This is a genomic window from Arenimonas sp., assembly GCF_022842045.1.
In the GTDB taxonomy this organism is placed as follows: domain Bacteria; phylum Pseudomonadota; class Gammaproteobacteria; order Xanthomonadales; family Xanthomonadaceae; genus Arenimonas.
The window spans coordinates 27,937-43,285 of record NZ_JALHQI010000021.1 but is presented as its reverse complement, the minus strand read 5'-3'; the positions used below and the strand labels follow the sequence as shown (position 1 = coordinate 43,285).

At 70.4% G+C, this 15,349-nt stretch carries 10 protein-coding genes; 4 read left to right on the top strand and 6 right to left on the bottom strand.

The window, feature by feature from the left end; translation table 11 throughout:
- Nucleotides 1-189: 189 nt before the first annotated feature.
- Nucleotides 190-975: a c-type cytochrome gene (locus Q0C12_RS06565; RefSeq protein WP_290887889.1), complete on the bottom strand. Its 786-nt coding sequence runs from the start codon at nt 973-975 to the stop codon at nt 190-192.
- A gap of 183 nt (nt 976-1,158) precedes the next feature.
- Here Q0C12_RS06565 and yihA point away from each other — a divergent pair, with 183 nt between their 5' ends.
- On the top strand, nt 1,159-1,746 hold the full coding sequence (yihA, locus tag Q0C12_RS06560) for a ribosome biogenesis GTP-binding protein YihA/YsxC (protein WP_290887886.1): 588 nt from the start codon (nt 1,159-1,161) through the stop codon (nt 1,744-1,746).
- Between the two features lie 108 nt (nt 1,747-1,854).
- Here yihA and Q0C12_RS06555 read toward each other — a convergent pair whose 3' ends face one another.
- Entirely contained in the window at nt 1,855-2,772 is a 918-nt protein-coding gene (locus Q0C12_RS06555; RefSeq protein WP_290887883.1) for an ABC transporter permease subunit, read from the bottom strand.
- On the bottom strand, nt 2,769-4,331 hold the full coding sequence (locus Q0C12_RS06550) for a peptide ABC transporter substrate-binding protein (protein ID WP_290887880.1): 1,563 nt from the start codon (nt 4,329-4,331) through the stop codon (nt 2,769-2,771). The genes Q0C12_RS06555 and Q0C12_RS06550 overlap by 4 nt, the downstream gene beginning before the upstream one ends.
- Nucleotides 4,332-4,411: 80 nt before the next feature.
- On the opposite strand from Q0C12_RS06550, the gene Q0C12_RS06545 reads away from it, so the two are divergent.
- Nucleotides 4,412-5,776 carry a glutamate--cysteine ligase gene (locus tag Q0C12_RS06545; protein ID WP_290887877.1) on the top strand — a complete coding sequence of 455 codons (1,365 nt, stop codon included), beginning with the start codon at nt 4,412-4,414 and terminating at the stop codon, nt 5,774-5,776.
- Nucleotide 5,777: 1 nt separating this feature from the next.
- Nucleotides 5,778-6,503 carry a UPF0149 family protein gene (locus tag Q0C12_RS06540; RefSeq protein ID WP_290887875.1) on the top strand — a complete coding sequence of 242 codons (726 nt, stop codon included), beginning with the start codon at nt 5,778-5,780 and terminating at the stop codon, nt 6,501-6,503.
- A gap of 63 nt (nt 6,504-6,566) precedes the next feature.
- On the opposite strand, the gene Q0C12_RS06535 is transcribed toward Q0C12_RS06540, so the two are convergent.
- Nucleotides 6,567-8,687, bottom strand: coding sequence for a TonB-dependent siderophore receptor (locus tag Q0C12_RS06535; protein WP_290887872.1), 2,121 nt, complete (start codon nt 8,685-8,687; stop codon nt 6,567-6,569).
- Nucleotides 8,688-8,890: 203 nt separating this feature from the next.
- Here Q0C12_RS06535 and ppc point away from each other — a divergent pair, with 203 nt between their 5' ends.
- A complete protein-coding gene (gene ppc, locus Q0C12_RS06530; protein ID WP_290887869.1) occupies nt 8,891-11,683 on the top strand; it encodes a phosphoenolpyruvate carboxylase in 2,793 nt (930 codons plus the stop codon).
- 3 nt (nt 11,684-11,686) lie between these two features.
- Here the strand turns inward: ppc and Q0C12_RS06525 are convergent, their stop codons facing one another.
- Nucleotides 11,687-12,031, bottom strand: coding sequence for a hypothetical protein (locus Q0C12_RS06525; RefSeq protein ID WP_290887866.1), 345 nt, complete (start codon nt 12,029-12,031; stop codon nt 11,687-11,689).
- Between the two features lie 30 nt (nt 12,032-12,061).
- A complete protein-coding gene (locus tag Q0C12_RS06520) occupies nt 12,062-15,304 on the bottom strand; it encodes an amidohydrolase family protein (RefSeq protein ID WP_290887862.1) in 3,243 nt (1,080 codons plus the stop codon).
- Nucleotides 15,305-15,349 lie beyond the last annotated feature (45 nt).

Here is a 15,349-nt window from a genome sequence, read left to right as displayed (position 1 = left end):
GGACGGCGCGGCGGGCTCGGCCGGGGCGGCTGGCTCGGACGGCGCCTGGCTGCAGGCGGCGAGGGCGAGGACGAGCAGGAGGGTCAGCAGGCGCTTCATCGGGTCGTGCTCCTAGAGGGGACAGCCAACCAGACCACGCCTGGCCGGCAAAGGTTCACCGGGGCGGCGACGCGCCGCCGGCCGCGGGGTTCAGCCCTGCGGCGGCGCGGCGTCGGCCAGGGCCTCGGCGTCGGGCGCGTCGGCGACGTTGTGCAGGCCTTCGATGTAGGTGGCCAGGGCCTGGATCTCTTCATCGGTGAGGTTGCCGGCCACGCCGGCCATCAGGGCGTTGGCGTTGCCGTCCTTGCCCCAGACCATGCCGTCGCGGAACGCGATGAGGGTGTTGGCGGTGTAGCCGGCGTGCTGGCCGCCCAGCTGCGGCCAGGCCGCGCCCGGGTTGCCCCGGCCGGCCGGGCCGTGGCAAGCCTGGCAGGCCGGCACGCCAAGGTCGGGGTTGCCGTAGCGGTACAGGCGCTCGCCCACTTCGAAGAACTTGCGGTCGGCATTCGGGCCCGAGGCGATCACGGTGTCGTCGGCGACGCCCGGCACCACCTTCTGGCTGGCGAAGTAGGCGCCGATGTCGCGCATGTCCTGCGCGCTGAGGGTGGCGGAGAAGCCGAGCATGATCGCGTTGTTGCGCTCGCCGCTCTTGTACAGGGCGAGCTGGCGGGCGATGTAGCGCTCGTGCTGGCCGGCCAGCTTCGGGTACTGCGGGTCGGAGGAGTTGCCGTCGAGGCCGTGGCAGGCGGCGCAGGCGGCGGCCTTGCCGGCGCCGGCCTGGGCATCGCCCCAGGTGGCCGGGGTGTTGTCGGCTTCAAGGGTGGCGACCGGGGCGGCTTCGGCCTCCGGGGCCGGCGTCACGGTGGCGGCTTCCTGGGCCAGGGTCGAGCCGGCGGCCAGGAGGGCGGCGACACCGAGGATGCGCGAGAACTTCATGGACTGCTCCGGAACGCTGGAATTCGGGTGGAGGGGGCTCGGCGCGAAGGACGCGCGGGAAGGCGCGGATTATCCCAGCCCGCGCCGTGAGGGGTCAATCAAGCCGGCGCGAACGCGCCCCGGCGCTGGTCAGGGCGGCCCGGGCAGGCCAAGCTAGTGGCCTTTCCCGCACCGGCCGACCCGATGGCAAACCCCCTGGCCCGCGCCAAATACACCTTTTCCGCCCACGCCCTGAAGCAGCTGCCCCCGGACGACTGCAAGGAAGTGGCCTTCGCCGGCCGCTCCAACGCGGGCAAGTCCACCTCGCTTAATGCGCTCACCAACCAGCACGGCCTGGCCCGCGTGTCCAAGACCCCGGGCCGCACCCAGGCCCTGAACTACTTCGAGGTCGCGCCCAACAAGCACCTGGTCGACCTGCCGGGCTACGGCTACGCCAAGGTGCCCGAGGAGATGCGCGAGCGCTGGAAGGAGTTCATCAACGTCTACTTCCAGACCCGCCAGTCCCTGGTTGGCCTGGTGGTGGTGATGGACATCCGCCACCCGCTGCGCGAGTACGACCTGCAGATGCTCGATTACGCCTTCGGACGCGGCTTGCCCGCGCACTGCCTGCTGACCAAGGCCGACAAGCTGGGCCGCGGCGAGCAGGGCAATACGCTGCTGAAAGTCCGCAAGGAACTGGGCGAGCGCGCTTCGGTGCAGGTGTTCTCGGGCGACTCGAAGATCGGCGTTGATGAAGCCCGCGCCGTTGTCGCGCGTTGGCTGGAGCTTTGAGAGCAGGAACTAGTCAAGAGGAACTAGGAACTAGTAAAAGCCGCCGCGTGGCTTCGGCATGCAGCTTTTACTAGTTCCTATTTCCTATTCACTATTTCCTGCTTCTTCCTAGTCGTCCCTCAACCGCGGATCCATCCACCCCCGCACCGCGTCAACGGCGGCGTTGATCAGGATGATGGCGGCGCCAATCACAAGCACGACGCCCAGCACCAACGTGTAGTCGCGGTTCAATGCGCCCTGCACGAAGTAGCGGCCGATGCCGGGAATGCCGAACACCTGTTCGACCACCGCCGAGCCACTCACGACATTGATCAGCGCCGGGCTCAGCCACGCCACCACCGGCAGCAGCCCCGGGCGCAGGGCGTGCGCGAACAGCAGGCGGGCTTCCGAGAGGCCGCGGGCGCGGGCGGCGCGCAGGTAGTCGGCGCCCAGCACCTCCAGCATCGCCGCGCGCGTGAGGCGGGCGCAGTAGGCCAGGTTGGGCAGCGCCAGCGCGATGATCGGCAGCACCGCGCTGCGCCAGCCGCCGTCCCAGCCGCCGGCGGGCAGCCACTGCAACGTCACCGCGAACAGCAGGATCAACAGCGGCGCCGCCACGAACTTCGGCACCGCCAGGCCCAGCCCGGCGCCGAACATCAGCACGCGGTCGGTCCACCGCCCGGCGCGCAGCGCTGCCCAGATGCCCAGCGGCAGGCCCAGGCCCAGCGCCAGCAGCAGGGCCAGCCCGCCGTTCACCAGCGAGATCGGCAGGCCGGCGGCGATCAGTTGGTTCACCGTGTAATCGGGGTACTGGAACGAGGGGCCGAGGTCGCCGCGCAGCACGTCGCCCAACCAGTGGCCGTATTGCGACAGCAGCGGCTGGTCGAGTCGGTACTGAGCGGCCAGCGCGGCTTCGACTTCCGGCGGCGCGGTCTTCTCGGCGTCGAAGGGGCCGCCCGGCGCCGCGCGCAGCAGCACGAAGCACAGCGTTGCCAGCAGCCACAGGGTGAGCGCCGCCTCCAGCGTGCGCGCGGCGAATCGCTTCATTCGCGGGGCGCCAGGGTGAGGAAGCGGGTGGGGTGGCGGTCCAGTGGATTCGCCTCGAAGCCGCCAACCTCGGGGCGCACCAGGTGCTTCGAGGTGTAGAAGTAGACCGGCAGGATCGCGTGCGCGCGCAGCAGGTGCGCTTCGGCTTCGCGCAGCCGCGCGGCGCGGGCCTCGAGCGTCGGCGCGGCGTCGGCGGCGTCGAGCAGGGCGGTGAACGCGGGATCGTCGTAGCCGGTCCAGTTGGCGTTGCTGTCGCCGCGGAAGTTGTCGAGGAAGTTGCGCGGGTCGTCCACGTCGGCGATCCAGCCGCCGCGGAACACCTGCGTGATCACCCGCTGCCGGCGGTTGCCCACGAACACCTTCCACTCCTCGTTGCGCAGGCGCACGCGCGCGCCCAGCACCTCGCGCCACATCGCGGCGACCGCCAGCGCGAGGCGGCGATGCGGCGTCGAGGTGTTGTAGCGCAGCTCCACTTCCAGCGGCTTGTCCGGTCCGTAGCCGGCCTCGGCGTAGCGGCGGCGGGCCAGCGCCTCGCGCTGCGCCTGGGTCGCGCGGCCCCAGCCCAGGCTCGCCGGCGTGTAGCCCGCGACGCCCGGAGGCACCAGTCCGTAGGCCGGGACTTCACCCAGGCCGGTGACGTGGCGGGTGAGGATGTCGCGGTCGATCGCGAGCGAGAGCGCCTCGCGCAGCGCCGGCGCGTCCTTGAACGGCGGCTGGTCGAGGTTGTAGCCCAGCCAGAAGCTGCCCAGGTAGGGACTGATGCGCAGCTGGTCGCCGAAGCGCGCGCGCAGCGCCGGCAGCGGCTGCGGCGGCACGGTCTCGGTGAGGTGCAGGCCGCCGGCCTCGAAGCGCTTGAGCTCGCTGCTGGCATCTTCGGTGACGTGGAAGCGCACGCGCGGGATCGGTGCGGGCTCCCGGAATTCCGGATTGCGCTCAAGCGTGATCATGGCCTGCGGCAGCCAGCCGGCCAGCCGGTAGGCGCCGTTGCTCACCAGCCGTCCGGGCCGCGTGTGCTGGGCGCCGTGCTCGGCCAGCGCCGGCAGGTAGACCGGGAAGGCGGTCGGCAGGGTCAGCAGGCGCGGCAGGTCGGCGCTGCGGACAAGGGTGAACACGACAGTCTGCGCATCCGGGGCCGCAATGCCGAGCCGGGTCGGCGGGAGTTCGCCGCGCTGCACCGCGCCGGCGTTCTCGATCGCCTCGAAATGGCCGGCGAACGGCGCCGCCGTGGCCGGCGCGAACGCGCGCCGGAAGCTGGCCACCACCTGCCCGGCGTCCAGCGGCTCGCCGTTGGACCAGCGCAGCCCCGGCCGGAGGTGGAAGGTCCAGGTGCGGCCGTCCGCCGACACTTCCCATCGCTCGGCCATGCCGGGCACCCGACGCCCGCCGCCGTCCTCGGCCACCAGGCCTTCGTACAGGTCGCGCAGCACGTTGGCGCAGGCCACTTCCGGGCAGCGATGCGCATCCAGCGTGGACGGCTCCGGGCCGTTGCCGCGCTCGAGCACCTGGCCCAGGGCCGGCCCGCAACACAGCAGCAGCAGGGGCAGGACGCCGGCTTTCACGGGTTGCGGGATAAGATCGCCATCCTTGCGATTGTAGGCCAGCGCCCGCACATCGCTTCCACCCCAGCAAGGCGCGCCCCGTGTCCGGACCCAGCAACGTCAAGGAAAGCCCCCTCACCGGTCGCGACCAGCTGGTCGAGTACCTGGCCACCGGTTCGCGGCCCGAGGCTGAGTGGACCATCGGCACCGAGCACGAGAAGTTCGGCTTCCGGCTCGACGACCTGCGCCCGCCCACCTGGGAGGGCCCGAACGGCATCGAGGCGATGCTGCGCGGCCTCACCCGCTTCGGCTGGGAGCCCTACGAAGAGAAGGGCAAGCTGATCGCCCTGTCGAAGGACGGCGCGTCGGTGACGCTGGAGCCGGCCGGCCAGCTCGAGCTCTCGGGCGCGATGCTGCAGGACATCCACCAGACCTGCCGCGAGACCAACCAGCACCTGCGCGAGGTCAAGGCGGTCAGCGAAGAGCTGGGCCTGGGCTTCCTCGGCATGGGTTTCCAGCCCAAGTGGCGCCGCGACGAGATGCCGTGGATGCCCAAGGGCCGCTACAAGATCATGCGCGAGTACATGCCCAAGCGCGGCAACCTGGGCCTGGACATGATGACGCGCACCTGCACGGTGCAGGTGAACCTGGACTTCTCCAGCGAAGCCGACATGGTGAAGAAGTTCCGCGTGTCGCTGGCGCTGCAGCCGATCGCGACCGCGCTGTTCGCTGATTCGCCGTTCACCGAGGGCAAGCCGAACGGTTACCTGAGCTACCGCTCCCACATCTGGACCGACACCGACCCCGACCGCACCGGCATGCTCGACTTCGTGTTCGAGGAGGGCTTCGGCTTCGAGCGCTACGTCGACTACCTGCTGCAGGTGCCGATGTACTTCAGCTACCGCGACGGCGAGTACCTCGACCTCAGCGGCCAGGACTTCCGGAAGTTCCTGCGCGGCGAGCTGCCGGCGCTGCCGGGCGTGCTGCCGACGATGAAGGACTGGGCCGACCACATGACCACCGCCTTCCCCGAAGTGCGGCTGAAGAAGTACCTGGAGATGCGCGGCGCCGACGGCGGTCCCTGGAACCGCCTGTGCGCGCTGCCGGCGTTCTGGGTCGGCCTGCTGTACGACCAGGAATCGCTGGACGCGGCCTGGGACCTGGTGAAGGATTTCTCGATGCAGGAGCGCCACGCACTGCGCGATGGCGTGCCCAAGCATGCGCTGAAGCTGCCTTTCCGCGGCGCCACCGTGCGCGAGCTGGCGCTCGAGGCGCTCAAGATCGCCGGCAACGGCCTCAAGCGCCGCAACCGCCTCAACGCCACCGGCGCCAGCGAAGCCGTGTTCCTCGAGCCGCTGCTGGAGTTCGCCCTGGCCAACGAAACCCCTGCCGAGCGCAAGCTGGCCCTGTTCCACGGGCCGTGGAAGGGTAGCGTGGACCCGGTGTTCAAGGAATTCGCGTACTGACATGGCCACCGTGAAAGCCGACTGGTTCCGCGCCAACGACCCGCGCATCGATGAACTCGACCGCCTGCTGGAGCAGCGGGCCGTGCCCTTCGGCGGCTACGGGCTCGAGCAGCTCGATGGCTACCTGAGCGCGCTGGTGGTGAGCCCGGGCGAGGTAATTCCCGTCGAGGAATGGCTGCCGCGCGTCTGGGGCAAGGCGCCGCCGCGCTGGGAGAATGCCGCCGACGAGGCCGCCGCCCGCGCGCTGCTGATGCTGGCCTGGAACACCGCCGCGCGCCGCGTGCGCTTCAACTCCGACGAGATGACCGTGGACGGCGCGCTGTTCTGGTGGCTGCCCGACGACGTCGAAGGCGAGCACGGCGACGACGTGGACATCGGCGCGGCCTGGGGCGCGGGCTTCCTGGACGGCATGGACCTGCGCTCGGAAGCCTGGGACGCCTGGATCGCCAAGGACGAGTGGATCGGCGAGGTCGAGGGCTACGTCGAAGCGCTGGCCGTCGGCAGTTATCCGGCCGAGCAGGAGGGCGGGGCGCCGACGCCGCTGCCCTACAGCGAGCGCCTGGAGATCCACGCCGGCCTGCCCGACATGCTGCACGACCTGCACGTGCACCGCATCGAGGACCTGACGCCGCGCGAGCCCGTGCGCCGCGCCGCCGCCCCCGAGCGCAACGACCCCTGCCCCTGCGGCAGCGGCAAGAAATACAAGAAGTGCTGCGGCGGCCACTGACCGCAGCCCTTTTGGCCGCTATCGAACGCGAAGCCCGGCAAGCCCCGCGCAGGGGCCGTCTCCTCAGAAGTCGAGGTTCACGCCGAACTGGATGCCGCGCGGGGAGCCGGGCATCAGGTTGTTGTCGTTGTGCGCCGAGGCGAAGTACTCGGTGTCCAAGAGGTTCTCGATGTTGACCTGCAGCTTCACGTTCTTGCTGGCGGCGTAGTAGACCGCGGCGTCCACGCGGGTATAGGCATCCAGCGTCACGTCGTTGCTGATCGTGCTGAACACTTCGCCCCGGTGAACGACGCCCAGCCCCAGTCCCCAGCGCGGCGTGACGTCGTAGCGGTTCCAGATCGCCGCACTGTGGCGCGGCAGCTGCGCCAGGCGGGTGCCGGCCGGCGTGACGGACGTGGCCGACGTGCGCAGGTCCGACAGTATCTCGCCGTCCTGATAGGCGTAGGAGGCGAGGATCTTCCAGGCATCGGTGATTTCGCCGGCCAGGCCCAGCTCCAGCCCGGTGCTGCGCTGCCCGTCCACCAGCAAGGCCTTGCTGTTGTCCAGCGGATCGACGGTGAACACGTTGGTGCGGTCGAGGCGATAGATGGCCGCCGTCAGCGCCAGGCCGGGGGAGACGTCCCACTTCGCGCCGATTTCGTAGTTGTGGAACTCCTCCGGGTCGAGCGATGCGCTGGTGCTCGACAACGAGGACAGCTGCTCGCCCGCCCGCGGCAGTGCCGCGGTGCTGTAGCTGGCGTACAGCGACAGCGGCGCCACGGGCGTCCAGATCAGGCCCAGGCGCGGCGACCACAGGCCGTCGCTCGAGGACAGCACCGCGCCGGTGCGATTGTCGCGCACGTCGACCTCGAAGCGGTCGTGGCGCAGCCCCAACACGGCCTGCCACTGCGGCGAGAATTCAATCTGGTCCTGCACGTACAGGCTGGCGACGTCGGCGTCGCTGCGGTTGTTGGCGTCCGAGGCCCGGTTGGCGAACGTGACGCCACCGGCGTAGCGTGGGTTCTCCAGCGGCACCAGGTTGGATTGTGTGAACGTGCCGCTCTGGCGCAGGTTGTCGGTCTGCTGGCGGCCGAACTCGGCGCCCACCAGCACGGTGTGGCGCACGCCGCCGTGGCTGAAGTTCCACACCAGGTCGGTCTGGTTGAACAGGTTCTCGCGCTTCATCGAGTTGTTGTAGGCGGCGATGATCGCGCTCAGGTTGCCGCCGCCATCGGCGACGACACCGTTGGGATAGACGTTCTGGTAGAAGCGGTCGTAGTCGCCGTAGCGCGTGCGGTTGCGCAGCGACACGCCGTTGTCGAACTCATGTTCGACCAGCGCGCTGAACGCCGACACCGACGCCCGGATCGGACTGAGCTCGGGCGAACCAAAGAACGTGTCGGACGGGACGTCGACCGGGCGGCCGATGCCGACGCCCAGCAGCGACGGCACGCCGCGATCGGCCACGCGATGGTCGCGGAAGTATTCGTAGCCGAGCGTCACCCGGGTGGCTTCCCCCGCGGCGAAATTGACCGTGGGGTTGATGCCGGAGCGTTCGAGCTCGAAGCCGTCACGGAAGCTTTCGGAATCCTCGTACAGGCCGGTCACGCGGACGCTGGCCTCGGCGCCCATGGGCTCGCCGATGTCGACGACGGCCCGGCGGCGGTTCCAGTCGCCGACCTGGAGCGACAGGCTGCGATGGGCATCGCCGTCGGCCTGCTTGCTGACCCGGTTGATGATGCCGCCGACCCCGCCCCGACCGAAGATCATCGCATTCGGGCCCTTGAGCACTTCGACGCGCTCGACGTTGTAGAGGTCGCGGATGTACTGGACGTCGTCGCGGATGCCGTCCACGAACATGTCCGAAGTCGAGGTGTTGCCCCGGAAGATCGGCGCGTCGCGGTGGCCTTCGCCCTGGGCGACACCCACGCCGGGCACCAGCCGCAGCACGTCGGTCAGCGAATTCATGGCCTGGTCCTGGATGGCCTCCTGGGTGACGACCGTGATGGCCTGGGGTACGTCGCGCAGCCCGGTTTCGGTCTTGGTCGCGGTCACCGTGGACTCCGCGCGGTAGCCATCGCGCTGGCCATACACGTTCAGGGTGTCGAGTTCGGTCACGTGGGGGGCGGTGACGGCCCAGGCGGGCGCGCTGAGGGCGAGGGCGAGTGCGGCGGCGAGCGGGGTGCAGCGGAGGGAGCGGGGCATGGAATCCGTCCTTGGCAGGGGAGGTGTGGTTCGAGGTGGGCGCAATGGTAATGCGAACGATTCGCATTAGCAAGCATCCGTGCAGCCGTGGCTTCCGGATTCGCCAGAGCGCACTGCGCAATGCGCAGGCAAGCCGGGCGGGGGCCGGACGCGAAGCGCACTCGCGGATGCACCGTGGCCGGCGGAGGCGTTAGGCTGGCCACATGAATGAACGCCCCGAAGACGACACCCCCATCGAGTCCCTGCGTGCCATCGACCTGCCGCCGACCGACGTGCTGCTGCGCGAGGACGTCAAGCGCCTCGGTGCGCTGGTCGGCGAGATCCTGGCCGAACAGGTGTCGTCGGACTTCCTGGCCGATGTCGAGGCCCTGCGCGTCGCCGCCATCCGTCGCCGCGAGGCCGGTGCCCCCATCGAGGCGCTGTCCGATCGCCTGCACGGCCTGCCGCTGGACCGCGCCGAGCTGCTGGTGCGCGCTTTCGCCGCGTACTTCCAGGCCGTCAACCTGGCCGAGCGCGTGCATCGCATCCGTCGCCGTCGCGACTACCAGCGGCTGGGCGAATCCCCGCAGCCCGGTGGCCTCGAGGCCTCGCTGCGCCAGCTCAAGGCCGAAGGCGTGGACGCCGCCACGCTGTCGGCACTGGTGGCCCGGATGCGCATCGAGCCGGTGTTCACCGCGCATCCCACCGAGGCCGTGCGCCGCGCGCTGCTGGAGAAGGAGAGCGAGGTCGTGCGCTGCCTGGTCGAGGACATCGACCGCAACCTCACGCCGCAGGAGCGCCGCGCCGACGTCGAACGCATGCGCCTGGCGCTGACCGCCAGCTGGCAGACCGACGAGACGCCGCCGGAGAAACCCAGCGTCGCCGACGAGTTCGAGCACGTGGCCTTCTATCTCTCGGACGTGCTGTACCGCGTTTTGCCGGTCTTCCACGAAGTATTCGAGGATGCGCTGCAGTCGGTGTACGGCGACGACGCCCCGCCGCTGCCGCCGCTGTTGGGCTTCGGCTCCTGGGTCGGCGGCGACATGGACGGCAACCCGAACGTGGGTGCCGCCACCATCGAGGCCACGCTGTCGGGCCAGCGCGCGCTGGTGCTGGCGAACTACCGGCGCGACCTGGCGCGCCTGGGCGAGGTGCTGAGCCAGTCCTCCGGCCGCGTCGGCGTGTCGGCCGGGCTGGTGCAACGCGCCGACGACTACGCGCGCCGCTTCCCCAAGGCCGCCGACAAGATCAAGGCCCGCCACGCCGACATGCCCTACCGCCGCTTCGCGGCGCTGGTGTCGGCGCGCCTGGCCGCCACGGCGCAGGACAAGCGCGAGGGCTACGAGGACGCCACCGGCTTGCTCGACGACCTCCGGCTGATGGAGGCCAGCCTGGCGGCGCATCGTGGCGAACACGCCGGCGGCTTCGCGGTGCGGCGGCTGCGGCGGCGTGCGGAGGCGTTCGGGTTCCATCTGGCCACGCTGGACCTTCGGCAGGAGTCGTCGCAGCACGACCTGGCGCTGGCGGAGCTGCTGGGCGATGGCGAGTGGCCTGAGCGCGGCTGGCAGGACAGGGCGGCACGGCTGCGCCAGCTGATCGACTCCGGACAGTCGGGCCTGAAGGCCCTCCTACAGGAGCCGCATGTAGGAGGGCCTTCAAGCCCGAACGCTCCCGAAGGGAGCGAAACCTCCGCCCGCGTGCTCGACGTCTTCCGCACCGTCGCCGAGTCGCTCCCGCGCTACGGCCCGCGCGCCTTCGGCCCCTACATCATCAGCATGAGCCGCAGCGCCGCCGATGCGCTGGCGGTGCTGGCGCTGGCGCGCATCGCCGGCTGCGTGGACGGGCAGGGGGCGGTGCCGCTCGACGTTGCGCCGCTGTTCGAAACCGTGGACGACCTGCAGGCCGCCGCCGAAACGCTGCGCTCGCTGTTCGCGGACCCCGTGTATCGCGAGCACCTGCGCGCGCGCGGCGACCGCCAGATCGTGATGCTGGGCTATTCCGACAGCGCCAAGGACGGCGGCCTGGTCGCTTCGCGCTGGGCGCTGCAGCAGACCCAGGTGCAGCTGACCGCGCTGGCGGCCGAGGCCGGCGTGCGCATCGCGTTCTTCCACGGTCGCGGCGGGTCGCTGTCGCGCGGTGGCGGCAAGACCGAACGCGCCGTCATCGCCGCGCCGCGCGGTTCGGTCGACGGCAGCCTGCGCCTGACCGAGCAAGGCGAGGTCATCCATCGCAAGTACGGCATCCGCGCCATTGCGCTGCGCAACCTCGAGCAGGTGAGCGGCGCCGTGCTGCGCGCCAGCCTGCGTCCGCGCGCGCCGGAGCCGCGCGAGGCGGCGTGGCGGGCAATGGCGGCGGGGATCGCCACGGCGGCGCGCGCGCACTACCGCGGGCTGGTTTACGAATCACCTGGCTTCGTCGATTACTTCCGCGCGGCCACGCCGATCGACGTCATCGAGCGCTTGCGCATCGGCTCGCGGCCGAGCAAGCGCGGGCAGGCGGGCGGGGTGTCGTCGCTGCGGGCGATTCCGTGGGTGTTCGCCTGGTCGCAGAACCGCTGCGGGCTGACCGCGTGGCTGGGCGTCGGCACCGGCCTGGCGAGTGCGGTGGAAACCCACGGCCGGGACGCCGTGGCCGAGATGGCGCGTGACTGGCCGTTCTTCGCCACGCTGGTGGACGATGTCGAGATGGTGCTGGCCAAGTCGGACCTCGGCATCTTCGAGCACTACTCGCGCCTGGCCGGCGACGCCCACGACGCGTTCTTCCCCGGCATCGCCGCCGAGTTCGCCCGCACCCGCGACACCATCCTCGCGCTCAAGGGCACCGACGAACTGCTGGCGAACGATTTCCGCCTGCGCGAGTCGATCCGCCTGCGCAATCCCTACGTGGATCCGATCAGCCTGCTGCAGGTGGACCTGCTGGCGCGCTGGCGCGCGGCCGGCCGCCCCGAAGACGCGCTGTTCCACGCGCTGGTGACCACCGTGAACGGCATCGCCGCCGGCGTGCAGAACACCGGTTGAAGTTCACCCGAAGCGCACGTCGGCCAGCTCCCAGTGGCTGCCCGCCAGCAGCCGCATGCGGTGCCGGAACACGCCGTGCGACAGCGCCGTGCGCGCCTCGAGCTCGATCTTGAGGTCGCGCTGCACGCCGGTGACGCGGGCCTCGGGGTCGACGGCGCCCAGCGACTGGTCGACCTCGTCGGGCTCGTCCTGCATCGCGCGCCAGCGCTCGAACAGCGCCGGCGTCCGCAGCGCCGCCTCCAGTTCCGCCGCGAGGCCCTCGGCCCCCGAGGACTGGAAAGAAAGTGTCGGCTCCTCCCCGCGCGCCAGCGCCGGATCGTTCAACCGCACGATGAATCGACTAGCCATAAATAATTGAACCAGGTTCATTTGCTGGGGTTAGTGGGGGTGTTGGGTGCCGGACTTGGGGCAGTGGCAGGGGGCGGTGGGGCCGTATTCGACGCCCACCTGGACGCCGTTGCCCTGGCGCTGCCAGAAGAAGGTCGGGGCCGGGCGCTGCTGGCCGCCGATCTCGGACATGTCGGCGGCGTTGAACAGGCGGCCGTTGACCATCACCAGCGCGGTGTCGTCGCTCCGGCGGATGTCGGCCAGCGGGTTGCCGTCCACCACCACCAGGTCGGCGCGCTTGCCGGCCTCGAGCGAGCCGATTTCCTTCGCCAGGCCCAGGTAGGCCGCGCCGTCGATGGTGGCCGCGCGCAGCGCTTCCCACGGCGAGAACCCGCCCTGGGCCAGCGACCAGATCTCCCAGTGCGGCGCCATGCCTTGCAGCTGGCCGTGGCCGCCGACCAGGATCAGCGTGCCGTTGTCGCGCAGCTGCTTGGCCGCCTTGGCCACTTCCACGTGGTAGTAGTCCCACTCCGGCGCGGTGTCGCGGCGGATGGTCTGGCCGTAGAGCGAGTTCTTCGGGAAGAAGCGCAGCAGGCGCTCGTTCTCCCAGACGTTGTCGCGGGCGTACCAGTAGCGCTCGGCGTTCAGGCCGCCGTAGTTCACCACCAGGGTCGGCGTGTTGCCGACCTGGGTGTTGCGCCACAGCTCGGTCACGTCCTTGTACAGCGGCGCGATCGGGATGTTGTGCTCCACGCCGGTGACGCCGTCCACGATCATGGTCATGTTGTGGTGGAACGTGGAGCCGCCTTCCTCCACCACCAGCATGCCCAGCTCGCGCGCGGCCTGGTTGATCTGCTGGCGCTGGTCGCGCCTGGGCTGGTTGTACGACTTGACCGAGAAGGCCCCGTTCGCCTGCATGCGGCGCAGGTGGCCGCGGGCGTCGTCGATCGAGTTCACCACCGCCTTGAAGTCGCCATCGGCGCCGTAAAGGATGGTGCCGGTCGAGAACACGCGCGGCCCGACCATGCGCCCGGCCTTCACCAGCTCGGACTGCGAGAACACGAACTCGGTGGTCGCCGACGGGTCGTGCATGGTGGTGATGCCGAAGGCGAGGTTGGCGTGGTAGGCCCAGTTCTGCTGCGGGACCACGCCCTGGCCGAAGTGCGCCGCGTGCGCGTGCGCGTCCACGATGCCCGGGAACACGGTCTTGCCCGACACGTCCACCTCGCGCGCGCCGGCCGGGATGGCCACGTCGCCGCGCTTGCCCACCGCCACGATGCGCTCGCCGCGCACCACCACCACGCCGTCCTCGATCACTTCCTCGGCGCTGTTGGCGTTGCGCATCGTCACCACGCGGCCGCCGACCAGCGCGAACGTATCGGCCGGGCGGTCGGTCGGCAGGCGCAGGCCCACCACCACGCCGCCGTCGGCCTTCGAAGCCCCCAGCGCGCGCGAGTGGTAGCGGTCGCCCACGATCCAGTGCACCGACTTCGAATCGGCGCCCCAGTGCAGGTAGCTGCCCATGTCGGTGCCCAGCGCGGTCACCGGGATGGCCTTGGTGTCCTTGTTGAGCTCGATCGAACCGCCGGTGAGCGGCAGCGGCGCCACGTAGCCGTTGAACAGCTCGGTGAAGGCGACGGACTTGCCGTCCGGGCTGATCGCCACGTGGTCCACGTACTTGAGGTTGAACACTTCGCGCGGCAGCTCGCCGTTGAGGCCGACGCTCATCAGCTTCTTCTCGAGGCCGCCGCCGGTGAGGAAGAACACGCGCTGGCCGTCGGCCGAGAACTGCGGGTCGGCGCCGTTCTTCGCGACCTGCACGGCGTCGCCGCCGGCCGCCGGCACCACGAACACGCCGCGGGTGCCGCTCCACAGGCTGCCGGTGAGGCCGCTGCCGCCCTGGCGCGAATACACGATGCGGGCGCCGTCGCGCGAGTATCGCGGGCCGTAGTAGAAGCCCGGCTGCGTCGTCAGCAGGCGCGACTGGCCGGTGGCCAGGTCGAGCTCGCGGATCGCGCCCATCTTTTCATCCGACCAGGTCGTGTACAGCAGCTTGCGTCCGTCCGGGCTGAAGGCCGGCTGGTACTCGAAGTTGGCGCCGTCCTGGGTCAGGCGCTTGGGGGCGCCGCCGGGCAGCGCCTTGGTCCACAGCTGGCCGACCGCGTGGAAGACCAGCGTGCGGCCATCGGGGCTGGTGGCCACGTCGCGAATCATGCGCGGCGAGAAGCTGTCGCCGTCGAAGGCCGCGGACTGGTCGGCGCGCAGCGCCGGCAGCACCGTCTGCGAGACCTCGGCGGTGAACGGCACGTTCTTCGCCGTGCCGCTGGCCATGTCCACGTGCCAGAACTTGCCCTGGCCCCAGACCACCACCGACTTCGAGTCCGGCAGCCAGTCGAAATTGGGGTAAGGCCCGAAGATCGCCCAGGCTTCCTGCTGGTCGTGCGAAAGGCCGTCCCAGACCGCGCGCACCTCGCCGGATTCCAGGTCGAGCAGGTGCAGCACCGACTTGTCGCGCACGCGCTTCACGAACGCCAGCGACTTGCCGTCGGGCGAGGGCTGCGGCCGCACCGCGCCGCCGGCGCTGGACACCACGTTCTCGATCTCGCCGGTCTCGCGGTCCAGGCGCCGGATCGCGTAGATCATGTCGTGCACGTTCCGGTTGTAGTCGAACGCACCGCCCGGGCTCATGTCCTCGGAGAAATACAGGTAGCGGCCGTCGGGCGAGAACGCCGGTTCGCCCTGGTCCTGCTGGTCGTTCTTGCGCTTGGTCAGCTGCAGGCCGGCGCCGCCGTCGCGGTGGTACATCCACAGTTCGCCCGCGCCCAGCGAGCGCTGCGAAGTGAAGTGCTTGCGGCCGACGATGAACTGGCCGTCCGGCGTCCAGGCCGGGTTGTTGAGCAGGCGGAAGTCTTCCTTGCTGACCGCCGTAGCGCCGCTGCCGTCGGCCTTCATGCGCCAGAGGTTGTTGCCGCCGCCGCGGTCGGAGGTGAAGGCGATCTCGCTGCCGTCGGGCGAAAAGCGCGGCTGGATGTCCCAGGCCGCGCCGCGGGTGATGCGCTGCGCCTGGCCGCCGGTGATCGGCAGGCTGTAGATGTCGCCAAGCATCGAGAACACGATGCGGCGCCCGTCCGGGCTGACGTCGAGGTCGAGCCAGGTGCCTTCGTCGGTGCTGAAGCTGACCACCTTGCCCTTGGCGTGGGCGGCGTTGACGTCCCATTTGGACTCGGCGGCGGTGGCGGGGGTGGACAGGCCGAGGCTGATCAGGACGGCAAGCGCGAGCGGACGGGACGGCATGGGCGACTCCGGGAAAGGGACCCGCCGATGCTAGGCCAAGCACCC

Excerpts from the sequence above, each read along its gene's own strand:
- Q0C12_RS06520 (WP_290887862.1), bottom strand. The coding sequence starts at position 15,304 with ATGCCGTCCCGTCCGCTCGCGCTTGCCGTCCTGATCAGCCTCGGCCTG.
- Q0C12_RS06535 (WP_290887872.1), bottom strand. The coding sequence starts at position 8,687 with ATGCCCCGCTCCCTCCGCTGCACCCCGCTCGCCGCCGCACTCGCCCTC.
- yihA (WP_290887886.1), top strand. The coding sequence starts at position 1,159 with ATGGCAAACCCCCTGGCCCGCGCCAAATACACCTTTTCCGCCCACGCC.
- ppc (WP_290887869.1), top strand. The coding sequence starts at position 8,891 with ATGAATGAACGCCCCGAAGACGACACCCCCATCGAGTCCCTGCGTGCC.
- Q0C12_RS06525 (WP_290887866.1), bottom strand. The coding sequence starts at position 12,031 with ATGGCTAGTCGATTCATCGTGCGGTTGAACGATCCGGCGCTGGCGCGC.
- Q0C12_RS06565 (WP_290887889.1), bottom strand. The coding sequence starts at position 975 with ATGAAGTTCTCGCGCATCCTCGGTGTCGCCGCCCTCCTGGCCGCCGGC.
- Q0C12_RS06540 (WP_290887875.1), top strand. The coding sequence starts at position 5,778 with ATGGCCACCGTGAAAGCCGACTGGTTCCGCGCCAACGACCCGCGCATC.
- Q0C12_RS06555 (WP_290887883.1), bottom strand. The coding sequence starts at position 2,772 with ATGAAGCGATTCGCCGCGCGCACGCTGGAGGCGGCGCTCACCCTGTGG.